Source organism: Janthinobacterium sp. AD80 (assembly GCF_002878455.1).
GTDB lineage: Bacteria > Pseudomonadota > Gammaproteobacteria > Burkholderiales > Burkholderiaceae_D > Janthinobacterium.
Genome location: NZ_NRDQ01000219.1, coordinates 1 through 2,307 on the forward strand (window position 1 = coordinate 1; position 2,307 = coordinate 2,307).

The following is a 2,307-nucleotide window of genomic DNA, read 5'->3' on the forward strand; positions in this document are numbered from 1 at the left end:
GCGGCGGCCGGTCGCGCGTGGCAAAGCCGCGCGGCAGCAGGCGCGCCGTCTCGATGCCGCGCAGGAACAGGTTCTGGAACGGCGTCGACAGGTAGGGCAGTACCATGCCCAGCACCAGCAGGCCCACGCCCAGGGTGACGGGGAAGCCGATACCGAAAATGTTCAGCTGCGGCGCGGCCCGCGTCAGAATGCCCAGCGCCACGTTGGTCAGCAGCAGGGCGGCCACGATGGGCAGCGAAATCTGCACGCCCGAACGGAAGATTTCCGCGCCCCAAGCGGCCAGCTGCTGGAAGCCGCCACCACTGATGGGACTGGCCGAAATGGGCAGACTGACAAAGCTTTCCGCCAGCGCCGCCAGCAAGACCAGGTGGCCGTTGACGGTCAGGAACATCAGGGTAGCCAGCATGACGAGGAACTGGCTGATGGCCGACGACCTGCCCTTGCTCTGCGGATCGAAGAACGAGGCAAAGCCCAGGCCCATGGTCAGGCTGCTGATCTCGCCGACCATTTCAATGGCGGCAAAGACGATGCGGATGGAAAAGCCCATGGCCAGTCCCACCAGCATTTCCTGCGTGAGGATCAGCAGGCCGGGCAGGGACATCGGATTGACGGCCGGCAAGGCCGGCACGGTGGGGGCGATGATCATGGCCAGCAGCGCGCCCAGGGTCACCTTGACGGTGGCGGGCACGGCCGCGTTGCCGAACAGGGGCGCGGCCGCGATCAGGCCGAGGATGCGGCTAAGCGGCCACAGCAGTGCTGCGATCCAGGTATTGAGTTCAATGCTCGACAGGGTCAGCATGGCCTACGCCCTTGCCGCATGGCTAGCCGACCAGGTTGGGGATGCCCGTGAAGACCTGGCGCATGTAGTCAAGCATGACGGACAGCATCCATGGGCCGGCCACGACGATGGCGACGAAAATGCCCACCAGCTTGGGGATGAAGGACAGGGTCGCTTCATTGATCTGCGTGGCTGCCTGGAAAATACTGACGATCAGACCGATGATTAGGGCGATCAGCAGCATGGGCGCGGCCACCATCAGGGTGACTTCCATGGCATGGCGGCCCAGGGTCATGACGCTTTCGGGTGTCATCGCGATCCTTTTCTAGTAGAAACTCTGGGACAGCGAGCCCAGCAGCAACTGCCAGCCATCGACCAGCACGAACAGCATCAGCTTGAACGGCAGCGAAATCGTTGCCGGCGACATCATCATCATACCCATGGACATCAGCACGCTGGCCACCACCATATCGATGATGAGGAAGGGGATGAAGATGGCAAAGCCGATCTGGAACGCCGTCTTCAGTTCGCTCGTGACGAAGGCCGGCACGAGGATGCGCAGCGGCACGTCTTCCGGCCCCTGCAGTGCGGGCGAGCGCGACATCTTGGCGAACAGGGCCAGGTCGGCCTGGCGCGTTTGTTTCAGCATGAAGGTCTTCAGCGGTTCCACGCCCTTGTCCATCGCCTGCTGCATGGTGATCTTGTTTTCCTGGTACGGCTGGTAGGCATCCGTGTAGATCTTGTCGAACACGGGACCCATGACGAACAGGGTCAGGAACAGGGCCAGCCCCACCAGCACCTGGTTCGGCGGCGCCGACTGCGTGCCGATGGCCTGGCGCAGCAGCGACAGCACGATGATGATGCGCGTGAAGCAGGTCATCATCAAGAGGGCCGCCGGCAAAAAGGTGAGCGACGTCATCAGGATGAGCGTCTGCACCGGCAGCGAATAATTCTGCCCGCCGCCCGGCGCCGGCGTGCTGGTAAACGCCGGGATACCCGGCTGGGCCAGCGCCCACAGCGGCAAGGCCAGGGCGGCCACGGCCAGCAGGCACGTCAAGGGTGTCTTGAAGTTGCTCAATACCATCTTGCGCTGCGTCATTGCCTGCTTATTTCCCATTGCGTTTTTCGATGGTCTGTTTCAGCCACTCGGAAAAGTTGGCGGCTGCGGGGCCGTTCTGCGCCGTGGCCAGTGCAGGCAAGTCGCCTTCCTGGCGCGGCAGGGTGGCCAGTGCATTGATGCGGCCGGGCGAGGCGCCGACGACGATCCACTGGTCGGCCACTTCGATCAGCACGACGCGTTCGCGGCCGCCCAGGTTGAGCGAACTGACGACGCGCATCTTGGCGTTGCCGCCCATGACCTTGGGACCGTAGCGTTTCATGAACCATGCCAGGCCGATCAGCAAGGCTAGCACGAAGACCAGCGCCAGGATGGTTTGCATCAGGCTGCCTGCGGACGCCGTCGGCGCCATCGTCATCGGCGCGCCGGGTGGCACGGCAGGCAGGGCGGCGGCGGGCCCAGCAGTTGAGGC

Annotated in this window: 4 protein-coding genes; all 4 read right to left on the minus strand. The window is 63.9% G+C overall.

Annotated elements, in window-relative coordinates:
* On the minus strand, positions 1 to 799 hold a 799-nt coding region (gene fliR, locus JaAD80_RS27285; protein ID WP_102299225.1), incomplete at its 3' end, for a flagellar biosynthetic protein FliR.
* A 22-nt stretch (positions 800 to 821) separates the two neighbouring features.
* Positions 822 to 1,091, minus strand: coding sequence for a flagellar biosynthesis protein FliQ (fliQ, locus tag JaAD80_RS27290; RefSeq protein WP_102299227.1), 270 nt, complete (start codon positions 1,089 to 1,091; stop codon positions 822 to 824).
* A gap of 12 nt (positions 1,092 to 1,103) precedes the next feature.
* On the minus strand, positions 1,104 to 1,862 hold the full coding sequence (gene fliP / locus JaAD80_RS27295; protein WP_102299229.1) for a flagellar type III secretion system pore protein FliP: 759 nt from the start codon (positions 1,860 to 1,862) through the stop codon (positions 1,104 to 1,106).
* A gap of 22 nt (positions 1,863 to 1,884) precedes the next feature.
* Positions 1,885 to 2,307: flagellar biosynthetic protein FliO (fliO, locus tag JaAD80_RS27300; RefSeq protein ID WP_258003213.1), on the minus strand; the 423-nt coding region annotated here is incomplete at its 5' end.

What these genes read in the sequence shown, in the direction of transcription:
- fliQ (WP_102299227.1), bottom strand. Translation starts at nt 1,091, where the DNA reads ATGACACCCGAAAGCGTCATGACCCTGGGCCGCCATGCCATGGAAGTC.
- fliP (WP_102299229.1), bottom strand. Translation starts at nt 1,862, where the DNA reads ATGGTATTGAGCAACTTCAAGACACCCTTGACGTGCCTGCTGGCCGTG.